Below are 13888 nucleotides of genomic sequence, written 5' to 3' on the forward strand. Positions count from 1 at the left end.
CTAGGATCAGAGGGAGAACTAAGGAGGAATCGTGGCCCAGAGATTCGAGAAGCCGCGTCCGCCCGAGGACGATGCGGCGGTCCCACCCCCGCCCACGGCGGCCCAGGCGCGCGATGTCGAGGTCGATTCCCTGCTGTCGGAGATCGACGACGTGCTGGAGACCAACGCGGAGTCCTTCGTCCGCGGGTTCGTGCAGAAGGGCGGCCAGTGAGTCCGCTGCCACCGGATCGGCTGCCGGCGAGCTTCCTCACCCCCGGCAGCTCCTCCTTCGTGGACTTCCTCGGCGCCCACGCCCCCGAGCTGCTGCCGCAAGCCGCCGACGCCCGCGCCGCGGCCCCGACGACCGCGCACGCGACGACGATCGTCGCGCTCACCTACGCCGGCGGCGTGGTCATGGCCGGTGACCGGCGCGCCACGATGGGCACGGCGATCGCGCACCGGCAGATCGAGAAGGTGTTCCCCGCCGACGAGTTCTCGGCGATCGGGATCGCCGGCACGGCCGGGCTGGCGATCGACCTCGTGCGCCTCTTCCAGCTCGAGCTCGAGCACTACGAGAAGATCGAGGGCTCGCTCCTGTCCCTCGAGGGCAAGGCGAATCGGCTCGCGACCATGGTCCGCGCGAACCTTCCGCTCGCGCTCCAGGGCCTCGCGGCCGTGCCGCTCTTCGGCGGCTACGACGAGGGCCGCGGCATCGGCCGCATCTTCTCCTACGACGTGGTCGGCGGGCGGTACGAGGAGCAGGACCACCACAGCGTGGGCTCCGGCTCGGTGTATGCGCGCGGCTCCCTGAAGAAGCAGTGGAGCCCCGGCATGGGCGCCGCGGAGGCGATCGAGGTGGCCCTGCACGCGCTCGTCGACGCGGCCGACGAGGACTCCGCCACCGGCGGCCCGGACGCCGCCCGCGGCATCTACCCGATGGTCGCCACCGTGAGCGCCGAGGGGTACCGGCCCGTGACGCAGGCCGACCTGGCCGCCTCCACCGACCGGATCGAGCGCGCCCGGGCCGCCCGGCCCGAGCGCGGGGGAGCCTCATGACCCAGCCGTTCTACGTCTCGCCCGAACAACTGATGAAGGACCGGGCGGACTTCGCCCGGAAGGGGATCGCCCGGGGCCGCTCCGTCGTCGTCGTCGGCTACGACGGCGGGATCGCCTTCGCCACCGAGAACCCCTCCCGGGCGCTGCACAAGATCAGCGAGATCTACGACCGGATCGGCTTCGCCGCCGTGGGCAAGTACAACGAGTTCGAGAACCTGCGGGTGGCGGGAGTGCGCTACGCCGACCTGCGAGGCTACTCCTACGATCGAGCCGACGTCACCGCCCGGGGCCTGGCCAACGCCTACGCCCAGACGCTCGGATCGGTCTTCACCACGGAGGCGAAGCCGCTCGAGGTGGAGATCGCCGTCGCCGAGGTGGGCCCGGCCCAGTCCGAGGACCAGATATACCGGCTCTCCTACGACGGCTCGGTCGCCGACGAGAACGGGTACCTGGTCATGGGCGGGGACGCCCAGCGGCTCGGCGTCCGGCTCGGCGAGGGCTGGCGCCCCGGCCTCACGCTCGCCGAGGCGCTGCGCCTCGCGCTCGCGACGCTGGGCGCAGGCCCGGGCGCGAGCGGGGCCGAGGAGGAGCCGCGCCGGCTCGCCGCCGAGGTCGTCGAGGCGGCGGTGCTCGACCGGTCCCGGCTGCGCCGGTCGTTCCGACGGCTCCGGCCCGAGGAGATCACCGGCCTGATCGTGGAGCCCGAGGGCGCATGAGCCGACGCATCTTCGGGCTGGAGACCGAGTTCGGGGTCACCTGCTCGACCACGTCCGGGCGCGCGCCGACCCCCGAGGAGATCGCCCGCTACCTCTTCCGCAAGGTCGTCGCGTGGGGGCGCTCCTCGAACGTCTTCCTCGGCAACGGCTCCCGCCTCTACCTCGACGTCGGCTCCCACCCCGAATACGCCACCGCCGAATGCGACGACATCCACCAGCTGCTCGTGCACGACAAGGCCGGTGAGGTGCTCATGAGCACGCTCGTGGACGACGCCCAGGAGCGCCTCGAGGCCGACGGCATCGACGGGCGCATCCACCTGTTCAAGAACAACCTCGACTCGGCCGACAACTCCTACGGCTGCCACGAGAACTACCTGCTGCGCCGCCGCGCCGACTTCGCCCGCACGACCGACCAGCTCGTGCCGTTCCTCATCACCCGCCAGATCCTCACCGGCGCCGGGCACGTGCGGATCACCCCCTCCGGCTCCCGGTACGTGTTCTCCCAGCGATCCGATCACATGTGGGAGGCCACGAGCTCGGCCACGACCCGGTCCCGGCCGATCATCAACACCCGCGACGAACCGCACGCCGACGCCGACAAGTACCGGCGCCTGCACGTCATCAGCGGGGACTCCTCGATGTCGCACGCCTCGACCATGCTCAAGGTCGGCATGACCGACCTCGTGCTCCGGCTCCTCGAGGCCGGGGCGATCCTGCCCGATCTCATCCTCGCGGAACCCGTGCGCTCGATCCGGGCCATCTCCCACGACCTGACCGCGACGACGCAGCTGCCGCTGGCCGGCGGCGGCACCGCGAGCGCGCTCGATGCGCAGCGGGCCTACCTCGACCGGGTCCGGGCCCACCTCGGCGAGCACGGCTCGAGCTCCCACGACGACTGGGTGGTCGACCTGTGGCAGCGCGGCCTCGACGCCCTCGCCGGCGGCGACCTGAGCGCCGTCGAGACCGAACTCGACTGGGTGATCAAGAAGCGGCTCATCGACCGGTACGTCGAGGCGGGCGACCGTGCCCTGACCGACCCGCGCGTGCGCCGTCTCGACCTCGCCTACCACGACATCTCCCCGCGCACCGGGATCTTCCACCGGCTCATGGAGCGCGGGCTGGCCACACGGCTCGCGAGCGAGCAGGAGATCGAAGCCGCCACGACGACGCCCCCGCAGACCACCCGGGCGAAGCTGCGGGGGGACTTCGTGACCGCCGCCACCGCGAACCGCCGCGACTACACGGTCGACTGGGTGCACCTCAAGGTGAACGATCAGTCCGGGCGCACCGTGCTGTGCAAGGATCCCTTCATCCACTCCGACGAGCGCGTCGACCGGCTCATCGAGCTCGTCACCGAGCCGGGGGGCGGCCGATGAGCCGAGTCCGGGCCGTGGCCGGGCTGCTGGCCGTGGCCTCGCTCCTGTTCGGGCTCCTCGGCTGCACGGAGGACGTGCCCGAGGGGCCGCTCGACCGGGTCGAGGTGACCGGCGACTTCGGGCGCCGCCCGCAGCTCATCGCCCCCGTCCCGCTCGTCGTCCAGCACAGCGCCACGGAGACGATCATCGAGGGCGACGGCAGGGAACTGGCCGACGGGGACCCGGTGCTGCTCGCCTACCTCGCCGTCGACGCCCAGACCGGCGAGACGATCGACGACTCCTACACCCGGGAACCGCGCGTGCTGCTGCTCTCGAAGAGCGAGGCGGGGCCGCTGTACTCCTCCCTCCTCGGGGCCCGGGAGGGCACCCGGCTGCTGCGCGCGGACCCGCCCACGGCCTCGACGTCGCATCCGACCCTCGTCGTCTACGACATCCTGCACACCCGCGCCTGGGGCGAGGAGCTGCCCCCACCCGCCGGGGCCGACGACCTGCCCACGGTCACCCTCGGCGAGCGGGGCGAACCCGAGGTGACGATCCCCGACGCCGAACCGCCCTCGCAGCTCGAGGTCGTGCCCCTCATCCGGGGCACGGGCCCGCAGGTGCGCACCGGCGGGACGATCACGGTGCAGTACACGTCCGTGGCCTGGGACACGGGCGAGGTGCTCGAGACGACCTGGGGCAACGGCAACGCGCCGCAGACCCTCCCGTTCGAGGGCCTCATCCCCGCCTGGCAGGGGGGCCTGACCGACGCCACCGCCGGCTCCCAGTACATGATCATCGCCCCGCCCGAGGACGCCTTCGGTACCGATACCGTCGTCTTCGTCATCGACGTGCTCGCCGCGTCGACCGCCCCCGACCCCGCCCCTGAGGGAGACTGACATGACCCTGGCCGTCCGCGTGATCCCGTGCCTCGACGTCGACGCCGGCCGCGTCGTCAAAGGCGTGAACTTCGAGAACCTGCGCGATGCCGGGGACCCGGTCGAACTCGCCCAGCGCTATCACGACGCGGGGGCCGACGAGCTGACGTTCCTCGACGTGAGTGCGACCGTCGACGGCCGGGCGACGACGACCGAGATCGTCTCGGCGGCCGCGTCGCGGTTGTCGGTGCCGCTGACCGTCGGCGGGGGAGTGCGCACCACCGACGACGTCGACCGGCTGCTGCGGGCCGGGGCCGACAAGGTCGGCGTCAACACCGCCGCGATCGCGCGCCCCGAACTCATCTCCGAGATCGCCGAGCGGTTCGGCTCGCAGGTGCTCGTGCTCTCGGTCGACGCCCGGCGGACCCGCGACGGCGCCCGGACGGCGTCCGGCTACGAGGTCACCACCCACGGGGGGCGTCGCGGCACGGGCATCGACGCGGTCGACTGGGCCGCGCGCGCCGCCGCGGCCGGGGTGGGGGAGATCCTGCTCAACTCGATCGACGCCGACGGCACGAACGCCGGCTTCGACCTCGAGATGATCCGCGCCGTGCGGGCCGCCGCCGACGTGCCGCTCATCGCCTCCGGCGGCGCCGGCACGGCCGAGCACTTCGTCGAGGCCGTCCAGGCGGGCGCGGACGCCGTGCTCGCCGCGTCCGTGTTCCACTTCGGGGTCGTGACGATCGCCGAGGTCAAGGCCGCGCTCGCCGGGGCCGGCGTCCCCGTGCGCTGAACTCGGCCCAGTCAGCGGTCCTTGGCGAGGTCGCTGGGGCGGCGGACCGCGAGGTCGAGGGAACTGGCTACGGCGCTGAGAGCCCACGTGCCCGCGAGGGCGAGTCCCCACAGGATCGGGATGGTCGGATCGAGATGATGCGGGGCCAGCGCCAGGGATGCTGCGGTGGCGGACAGAGCGGCGGTGCCGGCGATGAGGAGGGCCTCGAGGGTCAGCAGGGTCATGACCGAGACGGGGGAGGTGCCGGACATGCGGTAGACGGCGAACTCACTGGCGCGCAGTCGGGTCGTGACAGCGGTGGCGATCGCGCCGAACAGGCCGAGCAGTAGGGGGAGCCAGCGGCTGGGGCGCTGCAGGTAGTCGGCGACTGGGTCGCTGGTGGCGGTGAGCAGTTCGCTACCCGAGATCGAGTTCTCCGTGACCTTCAGCTGGGCGGCGACGGCGGGCAGGGCGGTGCCGGCGTCGGAGAATTCATCGAGAACGACGACGCATCGTTCGGTGGTGACGTCGCTGGGGCGCGGCGGCAGCGTGATGCTGGAACCCGTGCCGAGGCCGCCGGGATGGCGATCGGCGTGCACGGCGGTGGCCAGGTCCTGGCCGGTCCGGACGATGAACGGGCGCGCGGCCCGCTCGGAGAGGGTGCGGCCGACGAGCAGGTCGGCTTCGGCGAGTTCGGGGAACAGGGTCATGCTGGCCCGTTGCGTCGGCAGGCGGCTGCCGACCGGCAGCACCTCGAGTTCTCCGGCGTGCTCGAGCATCCCGGCGTGGCGGATTCCGTGCTGCCCGGCGAGCACCTCGCAGGAGGCACGGGTGATGCGAGCGGGTGCGTCGTTGTTCAGCGCCGAGAACACCAGCACGTTGCGTCCCTCGGCGGCAAGGTCGTGGATCTCCTGGCGCATGATCTGCGTCTCGAGGGCGATGTAGGCGCTGGATCCCGCACCGGCGAGGATCGCGAGCGCAAGGATCGCGAGCATGCGCGAGCCGGCACCGAAGACGTTCCGGATTGCTTCGCGGGCGAGCAGGCCCAGGTGCCATCGGTCACGCTGCATCGAGCGCCTCATCGCGCATGTGAACTGTGACCTCGGCAGCGGCGACGAGTACCGGATCGTGGGTAGCCACGACGATCGTTGCCCGCGCGGTCAGCCCGTCGAGGATCTGGGCGATCAGGTCGGTATTGGCGGCGTCGAGGTTGGCCGATGGCTCGTCGGCCAGGATCACCTCCTTATTCGAGGCCAGGGCCCGGGCCAGCGCAACGCGCTGCAGCTCCCCGCCGGACAGGCGGCGAGCCTGCTGGTGCAGCAGCGCTCCGAGCCCGACGACCTCGAGCGCCTCGACGGCGCGTTCGTGGGCCTCGCGCAGCGGCGCGCCGGAGGCCAGTGGAGCGATCGCTACGTTGTCCAGCACGCTGCGCCGGCCCAGCGCATTCGAGCCCTGCGGCACCCACGCGACCCGCCCAGGGTCCGGCGGAGACGACGGGCAGGTCGGGCTATTGCGGAGCTCGACGCGACCGGTGCCGAGCGACTGGTAGCCCGAGATGGCCGCCAGCAAGGTCGACTTGCCGCTGCCGGAGGGGCCCACCAGCGCGGTGACCCGTGCTGCGGGGAAGTGTGCGTCAAGGCCCGCGAACGCCGTGGTGGTCCCAAAGCGGACCGTTGCGTCGACGACGTCGATCTGCACGGCGTTCATCGGCATTCGGCGAGCACCTCGCCAGGAAGGGTCAGCGGGTCCCGCGCGATGCGCGCGTCGATCAGCGAGGGGTCGACGTAAAATGCGCCCAGTGTTCCCACGGCGGGCTCCAGGGCCCGAATCCGTTCGGGCGCCCAGCCGCCGTCCTCCTGCCGCTCGAATAGACACTGCGTCCCCGAACCGTTGACGTGCACGGAGGTGCCGGGCACGACCGCGCGTACCTGTGGCTCGGCGCGGCTGAGCAGCCCGCCGTCGTACTGCTCCGGCTCACCGGGCACCTCGCTTTCCGTGACCTGCGCCTCGCCACCGGCGACCGCTTCGCGCAGGCCCGCGTGGATCGTCGCCAGTTCCGCCGCGGTGGGCTCGAGGCCCGAGACCGCGATCTGCAGGTCACCGAAGGTTAGTGTGAGCGGCGCATCCTGCAGCTCAGTGAGGGATGTGCTCATGCTGGTCGGGATGAACCTGATCCGCATCGGAACCGGCGCGGTCTCCAGGATCGTCTCGCCGGCGGCAACCATGCTGCCCACGGTCAGCTGCGGCTCCCCGAGCTCGGCCGCGGATCGCGGCAGGTAGGCGACGTAGCCCGGGCGGAACACCCCGTCGGCGCGCACCCCGAGTTCCTCCTGCAGCTGCACGACCGCGGTACGCGTGCCGCGGTCGAATGTGGAGCCTGCGAGGTCCCCGTCCAACAGTCCGGCGTCCACCAGAAATCGGGCGAGGACTTCGACGTCCTCGCCCGCATCGCCCTCGCGCAGGTCGCGATGGAGCGGGGCGGTGCCGGGCTGTGCCAGTATCGGGACCCCGTCGACGGCGAACAGCTCCTGGCCCGGGCGGACCGGACCGTCGATCTCGGCGAGCGAGGTGAGCAGGCCCGATACCGGGGACCGGACGTGCCCGGTCTCCTCGATCTCAACCGACGCGGTCACTGACGTGCGGTCGTCGGTGGACTGGCTTCCCACGGTCACCACCGACGGCAACGGTGGCGCGATGCTCGCCTCTTCCCGCATGCCGACCGCCGGCACGGCCACGGCCACCGCCACGACGGGGACCGCCCACAGCGCCACCAACGGCACCAACCGCAGCCACGGGCTCACCCCAGAACCTGGCTTGGCGCCGTCACGGACTCGCACCATCTGCTACCTCACCCCTCACCGCTTGTCATCGACAACGCCCTATTGGAGGCACTCAGGCGGTTCGATGCCCGCCTCCCGCAGCTGCTCGAGAATCTCGTTCATATTCTCCGCCGGCTCGATGCCACGTTCCTGCAAGCACTCCCGAAAAGCCGGAGAGGGATCACGGGCCTCCTGGACCAGATCCGAGTTTTGCCAGAGTATGTCCACATATCGATATTCCGCCTGATAGCATTCGTAGTCTGCACCATCGCTCACCGCCGCATTAGGAACCCCGAAGTGGTATTCGTGATTTTCGAATCGCACGTCCTCTAATTCGAATCCGGAGGCTCTCAAACATTCTCGGTAGCGGGTGAACGCCGCCTGGTATTCTTCGGCCGTTGCCACGCGGTCGCTGATCTCCTCAGCCTGTGCTGCCGACACGTTTGACGTGTCGGCGTCCTTCAGCCAACCAGCAGGAACAGCTGTGGACTGCTCAGTGCCTGAGGTGGAGCATCCGCCTAACAGCGCCACCGCAGCAGCAAGCAGCCACCTCCGCACCCTCACCGCCGTCACCCCTGACCGACTATCGGTATGAGGTGAACAGGAGGTTTCCGACGGACGTCGAGTGTTGAGACTTGACGCCATTCTTGATGTACAGCACCGCGCTTCCGTCCCCCCACGTGCTGTGAGTCCAGTTCGTCCAGCTGGTGCCGCCCACGTGAGTGTAGTTAGCGCGCACCCCCAGGGTTCCGCAGTGGCTGAAACCGATGCCCGCCAGGTACGTGATCTGGCCAGTGGCCTCCGTGGCACCCAGCACACCTGAATCACCACTGCAATAGACCGGCCCCACCGTGTCCGCGGAGGCCGGCGCGGCCACCACCAATGCCGAGGTCAGCGCCACCACCCCCAAGATTGCCTTAACTCTTCCCCGTGCCACTGCTGTCGCTCCCGTTCGGTCATCATCGTCTGATCTCAAAAAGCTATCCGGCGTTCCGGAATTTGTCAAGGATCCGACGGGGCGCGCGGGAATCGCATCCGAAAAGCTGGATTGCTCAAAATTTGCCGCGAACTTTTGACGCTTCCCTTATCGGATCGGTGTCGCCGTTTCGGTGGGGTCAGTGCAGCTGGTGGCGGAGGGCCTCGATGGCTCGGGGCGGGCCAACCCATCTCACGTGGGCGGCCCGGAGCCGCCCGGCCAGGGCCAGGGCCAGATCCGCTGCCGTGCCGCGGATCGTCACCGGCGCGGGGCCGGTGCGCACCACCCGCGAGATCCCCTCAGGCGTCGCGAGCGCCACGCCAACCGGGCAGCCACGCAACATCCGCATGCTGAAGACGCGCAGCTGCGCGAGCACCGCCGCGGTCATCTCGGCCGGGAACTCCCGCGCCGCCGATTCGGCGCCTGCGGCCTCCCCGCGGCGCAGGTCTTCGTGATGGATGACGTACTCGGCGAGGTTCGCCGCATCCGAGCGGTCGAGCAGCGCGAGCGGTGAGCGGGCCGGTACGGGTGCCGCGAACCCGGCCACCACGTCGAGATAGGCCGCCGGGTCGGCAGCGCGCTCGGCCAGGGAAGACAGCTGCCCCATCGCCCAGGGCCGGTGCCGCCGAAGATATAGGTGCGCCGCGAGATGGCGGGCCTGCCAGCCCTCGCATAGGGTGGGTGTCTGGGGATCGGTGGCGAGCAGAGCCCGCACCAATGCGTCGCGTTCGATACCTGACCACATGGCTCCACCCTGACACGCCGCACCAGGAAGGACCCGCCTCACCCGGACTCGAACCGTTCCGATCTCAGTCTCGACGGTCATGACCGGCTCGGCGCAGCTCACCCGACCCTGATCGTGGGAGGATGCTCGGGTGCCGCTCGATCCCGAAATCTCCCAGCGCCTGCGCCGCGACGCCGCGGGCCTCGTGTGTGCCGTGATCCAGGACGATGAGACCGATGCGGTGCTCATGGTCGGCTGGATGGACGACGAGGCCCTCCACCGCACCCTGACCGAGGGGCGCGTGACGTTCTGGTCGCGCTCCCGCGGCGAGTACTGGCGCAAGGGCGACACGTCCGGGCACGTGCAGTGGGTGCGCTCGGCCGCCCTCGACTGCGACGGCGACGCCGTGCTCGTGCGCGTGATCCAGGTCGGCGCAGCCTGCCACACCGGCGCGCGCACCTGCTTCGAGGCCGGCGGCGACCTCGGGGCGGTGGTCGGCGAATGAGCACGCTCGAATGGGGCCGCACCTGGCCGAGCCGGGAGGAGTTCGTCACCTTCGCCGGCGATCGTCGCGTCATCCCCGTCGTGCGCCGCCTGCTTGCGGACGACGTCACCCCGGTCGGTCTGTACCGGCGCCTGGCCGCCGGTCGCCCCGGCACGTTCATCCTCGAATCGGCCGAGACCGACGGTGCGTGGAACCGGTGGTCGTTCGTCGGCGTGAGCACGCGGGCGACCCTGACCGCCCGGGACGGGCAGGCCGCCTGGACCGGGGAGCCGCCCGTCTCCGTGCCGCAGTCGGGCCCGATCCTCGACGTGCTGCGCGGCACGCTCGCGGCCCTGCACACCGAACGCTTCGAGGGGCTGCCGCCGCTCACGGGCGGCCTCGTGGGCGCGATGGGCTGGGATCTCACCCGGGAGTGGGAGCCGACCCTGCCGCGGGAGGCCCCGGACGAGCAGGGCCTGCCGGACCTGGCGCTCCTGCTCGTGGCCGACATGGTCGCGGTCGACCACCACGACGGCTCGATCTGGCTCATCGCGAACGCGATCAACACCAACGACACCTCCGGCGGCGTCGAGGAGGCCTACGACGACGCGGTCCGTCGCCTGGACTCGCTCGCCGCCCGGGTGGGACGCCCCGCCGAGGCGAGCGTCGCCGTCCTCGATCCCGCCGCGCACGAACCACAGGTGCGCTACCGCAGCACGCAGGCCGAGTTCGAGGAGAGCGTGCGGTCCGCGAAGCGCGCGATCACCGAGGGCGAGGTGTTCCAGGTCGTGTTCAGTCAGCGGCTCGACCTCGACTGCGAGGCCGACCCGCTCGACGTGTACCGGGCGCTGCGCACGATCAACCCGAGCCCGTACATGTACCTCGTCCACCTCGCCGAACCCGGCGGTCGGGAGTTCCACGTCGTCGGCTCCTCCCCGGAGACCCTCGTCAAGGTGGATTCCGGCCGGGTCACGAGCTTCCCGATCGCCGGGTCCCGCCCGCGCGGGGCCACCCCGGCCGAGGATCAGGAGCTCGGAGTCGAGTTGCTCGCCGACCCGAAGGAACGCTCCGAGCACCTCATGCTCGTCGATCTCGCCCGCAACGACCTCGGCAAGGTGTGCCGCCCGGGCAGCGTGACCGTCGAGGAGTTCATGGCGATCCACCGGTTCTCCCACATCATGCACATCACCTCGACCGTGAGCGGGCGGCTGCGCGCCGATGCGACCGCGCTCGACGCGTTCACGGCCGCCTTCCCGGCCGGCACGCTCTCGGGCGCGCCCAAGCCGCGGGCCATCGAGCTCATCGACTCCCACGAGCCCGCCCGGCGGGGGCTCTACGGCGGCACGGTCGGATATTTCGACTTCGCGGGCGAGATGGACATGGCCATCGCGATCCGCACCGCCGTGATCGCCGGCGGCGTGGCCACCGTGCAGGCCGGCGCCGGGCTCGTGGCCGATTCGGATCCGCACACGGAGTACGTGGAGACCCGCAACAAGGCCGCCGCCGTGGTCCACGCGATCGCCACCGCCGCCCGGATCCGGCCGGTATGAAAGCCTCGCTCACCCGCGGCCGGGCCGTCCTGCTCGTCGGGCTGCTCGGGATCGTGCTCGTGGGCACCTCGCTGCCCACGTGGGCCCGCGGCGAGGGCCGCGGCACCGACGGGCCGGTGCCGATCGTGCTCGCCGGCACCGACGCGGCACCCGCCGTGCCGAGCGCCGGGCTCGTGATCATCGTGGCGGCGCTCGTGATCGGGCTCTCGGGCCGGGCCACGCGGATCGCGGCGCTCGCCGGGGCCGGGCTCGCCGCGCTCCTCGCCGGCTGGTCCGGCATCGCGTTCCTGGGCGATCCCGAGCCGCCGCTCGTCTCCGCCGCCGGCGAGGCGACCCGGGTGCGCGATCTCGTGGGCGCGGTCTCGGTCACCGCGTGGCCGGTCGTGACCGTCGTGGCGGCCGCGGTCGTGGCGCTCGTCGTGCTCGTGCTGCCGTGGCAGTTCGGGCGGTGGGCGGCCGTGGGGCGGCGATACCAGCGCGGACCGGCGGACTCTGCGGACACCGCGGACACTGCGGGGCAGGCTGGGCCGTCGGGGCAGGCCGGACCCGCCGACGACGGCAGCGCCGCCCGCCGCGTGCGGGCGATGGACGATTGGGACGCGATCGGCCGTGGCGAAGACCCGTCGGCCGATCCCGACCGGTAGGATGAGCGCGTGGCGGGAAGGCAGCGACACCGCCCTTGGGCCTGCGGCCCAGCAGCTTCACGCAACACGCCCAAGCACCCGATTGACCTGCCGAAGGACGAAGGACCGATGACTCAGGATGTGACCCGCCGCGAACCGGTGCAGCCCCTCATGGACCCACCGCCCGTGGCGCCGTACGCCAATCACGGCCGCACCGTCGCCGGTTGGGCGCTGTTCTGGATCGTGGCCGCCGGGGCGATCGTGATCGCGATCGGTGCCGTCTCCGATCACTGGGGTGTCATCATCGGCGGCGCCGTGGTCATCGCCGTGGGCCTCATCGTGAGCCTCGTGCTCCGCGGGCTCGGGCACGGTCAGCCGAAGACCAGTCGGCCCGTGCCCTCGCTCACGGATCCGCTCACCGGCCCGGTCCCCGACGTGCGCTGAGCCACCCGCACTATCCGCCGGCGAGCCCTGCGGACAACCCGCCAGTGAGCCCGTGAATGACCCGCCGGTCAGCTGCCGGTGATCTGCCCAGAAGTGGATTCATGACCGCCTATCCGCCCTCGGAGCCCGACCGCGGCTCCGACCCCTATGCCGGAATGCACTCCGGTGGGCACCCGCCGCCGTCCGGGCCGCCGGAGCAGCCGTCGCCCCCGTCGGGGCAGTCGCCGCCGCACCCATCGTGGGAGCATCCCGCGCCGCCCCCGGGGCCGTTCCCGCCGCCGCCCCAGTACCCGCAGCCAACCCAGTACCCGCAGCCAACCCAGTACCCGCAGCACGTTCAGCACCCGCCAGACCCTGAGCACGGGCCGTGGCAAGCCGGGCCGCCCCCGGGGCGGTACCCGCAGCACCCTCAGTACGCTCAGCACCCACCACACCCTCAGTACGCTCAGGCCGGACCGTGGCAGGCGGGCCCGTTCGGTCTCGCTCCGGCGGTCACGACCGACAACGGCAAGGGAACGGGCGCCCTCGTCTGCTCGATCGTCGCCCTCGTGCTGTGCTGCATCCCGATCGTCAGCTCGGTGCTGGCGATCGCCGCGATCGTGCTCGGGGCGCAGGGGCGCGGTGCCGCAGCCCGGGGCACCGCGAGCAATTCCGGCGTGGCGACCGGAGGGCTCGTCATCGGGATCATCGCCCTGGTCCTCGGGCTGGCGGCCGCCGGACTCGCGCTGCTCGGGCTGGCGCAGGGCGATGGCGCGGCCTGAGCGCCGGGACCGGCGCACCCCGAGCCTGCTGCTGGCAGTGGCCGCCGCGGCCACCGCAGTCGTGGCGGTGCGTGACCCGCACGGCGGCGGATACGGGCTCTGCCCGGTGCTCGCCCTGACCGGCTGGTTCTGCCCCACGTGCGGCGGGCTGCGGGCGGTCCACGACCTGACCGCCGGCGACCTGGCGGGCGCGTGGGCGATGAATCCCCTGGTCACCCTCGCGGTGCCGGTGGCGGCGCTCGCCCTCGTCGCCTGGACGATCCGGGCCTGGACCGGTCGTCGGGCCCGGCAACTGCCGACCTGGCTCGTGATCACGGCCGGTGCCGTGGCCGTCCTCTTCGCGCTCCTCCGCAACCTCCCCGCCCTCGCGCCGGTGCTGGCACCCCACCTGCTCTGACGGGCGTCAGTCGGCCGCGCGATGCCACAGGCGCACTGTCCTCGGTGAGCAGGGTGACGGCCGCACTGTCCTCGGTGAGCAGGGTGACGGCCGCACTGTCCTCGGTGAGCAGGGTGACGGCCGCATTGTCCTCGGCGAGCAGGGCGAAGCGGTTGAATCCTGCCCGGATTTCAACGATTCGGCCCTGGTCGATCACCGGGGCGGTGCCGATGGGGCGACGCGCTTCGGCCGGCACGTCGGCGGGCGCTTCGGTGGGCACGCCGGCCGGCACGTGGCCGGATCCGGGTGCTGGATCGAGCAGGTCCCGCGTCCAACTACGATGGGTGGCAGCCGAGTCAGTGGACGGGCGGAACG

Annotated in this window: 18 protein-coding genes; 12 read left to right on the plus strand and 6 right to left on the minus strand. The window is 71.7% G+C overall.

Annotated features, from left to right (window positions below):
* Positions 1–31 precede the first annotated feature (31 nt).
* The 6 genes from GCE65_RS06325 to hisF are packed head-to-tail and all read left to right on the plus strand — an operon-like array spanning position 32 to position 4777.
* Positions 32–211, plus strand: coding sequence for a ubiquitin-like protein Pup (locus GCE65_RS06325; RefSeq protein WP_228760143.1), 180 nt, complete (start codon positions 32–34; stop codon positions 209–211).
* Positions 208–1035, plus strand: coding sequence for a proteasome subunit beta (gene prcB, locus GCE65_RS06330; protein ID WP_153877784.1), 828 nt, complete (start codon positions 208–210; stop codon positions 1033–1035). Before GCE65_RS06325 ends, prcB begins: the two co-directional genes overlap by 4 nt.
* The gene (gene prcA / locus GCE65_RS06335; RefSeq protein ID WP_153877785.1) at positions 1032–1751 is read left to right on the plus strand and encodes a proteasome subunit alpha; all 720 of its coding nucleotides are present in this window, start codon (positions 1032–1034) and stop codon (positions 1749–1751) included. The genes prcB and prcA overlap by 4 nt, the downstream gene beginning before the upstream one ends.
* Positions 1748–3127 (plus strand): Pup--protein ligase, encoded by a 1380-nt coding sequence (gene pafA, locus GCE65_RS06340; RefSeq protein ID WP_153877786.1) that lies wholly within the window; start codon positions 1748–1750, stop codon positions 3125–3127. The genes prcA and pafA overlap by 4 nt, the downstream gene beginning before the upstream one ends.
* On the plus strand, positions 3124–4005 hold the full coding sequence (locus GCE65_RS06345; protein WP_153877787.1) for an FKBP-type peptidyl-prolyl cis-trans isomerase: 882 nt from the start codon (positions 3124–3126) through the stop codon (positions 4003–4005). Before pafA ends, GCE65_RS06345 begins: the two co-directional genes overlap by 4 nt.
* Position 4006: 1 nt before the next feature.
* Positions 4007–4777, plus strand: a complete 771-nt coding sequence (gene hisF, locus GCE65_RS06350; protein ID WP_153877788.1) for an imidazole glycerol phosphate synthase subunit HisF — start codon at positions 4007–4009, stop codon at positions 4775–4777.
* 11 nt (positions 4778–4788) lie between these two features.
* Here hisF and GCE65_RS06355 read toward each other — a convergent pair whose 3' ends face one another.
* From GCE65_RS06355 to GCE65_RS06380, 6 genes are all read right to left on the minus strand, one after another.
* Positions 4789–5826 (minus strand): hypothetical protein, encoded by a 1038-nt coding sequence (locus GCE65_RS06355; RefSeq protein WP_153877789.1) that lies wholly within the window; start codon positions 5824–5826, stop codon positions 4789–4791.
* Entirely contained in the window at positions 5816–6469 is a 654-nt protein-coding gene (locus GCE65_RS06360; RefSeq protein WP_153877790.1) for an ABC transporter ATP-binding protein, read from the minus strand. The genes GCE65_RS06355 and GCE65_RS06360 overlap by 11 nt, the downstream gene beginning before the upstream one ends.
* On the minus strand, positions 6460–7557 hold the full coding sequence (locus GCE65_RS06365; protein WP_153877791.1) for a hypothetical protein: 1098 nt from the start codon (positions 7555–7557) through the stop codon (positions 6460–6462). Before GCE65_RS06365 ends, GCE65_RS06360 begins: the two co-directional genes overlap by 10 nt.
* A gap of 78 nt (positions 7558–7635) precedes the next feature.
* On the minus strand, positions 7636–8016 hold the full coding sequence (locus GCE65_RS06370) for a hypothetical protein (protein WP_153877792.1): 381 nt from the start codon (positions 8014–8016) through the stop codon (positions 7636–7638).
* Positions 8017–8158: 142 nt separating this feature from the next.
* Positions 8159–8479: a hypothetical protein gene (locus tag GCE65_RS16555; RefSeq protein WP_228760144.1), complete on the minus strand. Its 321-nt coding sequence runs from the start codon at positions 8477–8479 to the stop codon at positions 8159–8161.
* 211 nt (positions 8480–8690) lie between these two features.
* Entirely contained in the window at positions 8691–9296 is a 606-nt protein-coding gene (locus GCE65_RS06380; RefSeq protein ID WP_194928850.1) for a maleylpyruvate isomerase family mycothiol-dependent enzyme, read from the minus strand.
* 130 nt (positions 9297–9426) lie between these two features.
* Between GCE65_RS06380 and hisI the strand changes: the two genes are divergently transcribed.
* The 6 genes from hisI to GCE65_RS06410 all read left to right on the plus strand — a co-directional run bounded on the left by hisI (position 9427) and on the right by GCE65_RS06410 (position 13534).
* Positions 9427–9780, plus strand: coding sequence for a phosphoribosyl-AMP cyclohydrolase (gene hisI / locus GCE65_RS06385; RefSeq protein ID WP_153877795.1), 354 nt, complete (start codon positions 9427–9429; stop codon positions 9778–9780).
* A complete protein-coding gene (locus GCE65_RS06390; RefSeq protein ID WP_153877796.1) occupies positions 9777–11309 on the plus strand; it encodes an anthranilate synthase component I in 1533 nt (510 codons plus the stop codon). The genes hisI and GCE65_RS06390 overlap by 4 nt, the downstream gene beginning before the upstream one ends.
* Entirely contained in the window at positions 11306–11953 is a 648-nt protein-coding gene (locus GCE65_RS06395) for a Trp biosynthesis-associated membrane protein (RefSeq protein ID WP_153877797.1), read from the plus strand. Before GCE65_RS06390 ends, GCE65_RS06395 begins: the two co-directional genes overlap by 4 nt.
* Before the next feature lie 108 nt (positions 11954–12061).
* A complete protein-coding gene (locus GCE65_RS06400; RefSeq protein ID WP_153877798.1) occupies positions 12062–12376 on the plus strand; it encodes a hypothetical protein in 315 nt (104 codons plus the stop codon).
* Between the two features lie 548 nt (positions 12377–12924).
* Entirely contained in the window at positions 12925–13137 is a 213-nt protein-coding gene (locus tag GCE65_RS06405) for a hypothetical protein (protein WP_153877799.1), read from the plus strand.
* On the plus strand, positions 13124–13534 hold the full coding sequence (locus GCE65_RS06410) for a DUF2752 domain-containing protein (RefSeq protein ID WP_153877800.1): 411 nt from the start codon (positions 13124–13126) through the stop codon (positions 13532–13534). Before GCE65_RS06405 ends, GCE65_RS06410 begins: the two co-directional genes overlap by 14 nt.
* Positions 13535–13888 lie beyond the last annotated feature (354 nt).

The organism is Pseudactinotalea sp. HY158 (assembly GCF_009660225.1).
Taxonomy (GTDB): domain Bacteria; phylum Actinomycetota; class Actinomycetes; order Actinomycetales; family Beutenbergiaceae; genus HY158.